At 71.5% G+C, this 611-nt stretch carries 1 protein-coding gene; it reads right to left on the reverse strand.

What is annotated here, in order from left to right; all coding sequences use genetic code 11:
* Nucleotides 1-611 (reverse strand): methyl-accepting chemotaxis protein (locus tag V7S63_RS28700; RefSeq protein ID WP_336532836.1); only part of this gene is annotated, 611 nt, incomplete at both ends.

Here is a 611-nt window from a genome sequence, read left to right on the forward strand (position 1 = left end):
TGCGTCATCTCGTCGAGATGGGCGACCGCCTGGCTCATCTCCTCGATGCCGTTGGCCTGCTCGCCCGCCGCCGCCGAGATCTCCTGGATCGTGCCGGTGACCTTCCGCGACGCCGCCAGGATCGTCTCCAGCGACTCGCCGGCCCGGCGCACCAGCTTCACCCCGGCCTCGACCTCGGCATTGGAGGAGGAGATCAGCCCGGAGATGTCCTTGGCCGCCTCGCCGGAGCGCTGGGCGAGCGTGCGCACTTCGCTCGCGACCACGGCGAAGCCCTTGCCGGCATCGCCGGCCCTTGCCGCCTCGACCGCGGCGTTCAGCGCCAGCAGGTTGGTCTGGAAGGCGATGTCGTCGATGACGCGGATGATGTCGGAGATCTTGCGCGAGGCCTCCTCGATCCGCGCCATGGCGCTGACCGCTTCGCCGGCGATGGCGCCGCCGTCCTGCGCCGCCTTCATCGCCTCCTCGGCGACCGCCGCCGCCTGGCGCGCGCCCTGGGCCGAAGCCTTCACCGAGGCCGCCAGCTCTTCGGTCGTCGCCGCGGTCTCCTCGAGCGAGGAGGCCTGCTCCTCGGTGCGCTTCGACAGATCGTCGGCGCCCGTGTTGATCTCGCG

The organism is Allobosea sp. CCNWLY174, from assembly GCF_037120455.1.
In the GTDB taxonomy this organism is placed as follows: Bacteria; Pseudomonadota; Alphaproteobacteria; order Rhizobiales; family Beijerinckiaceae; genus Allobosea; species Allobosea lupini.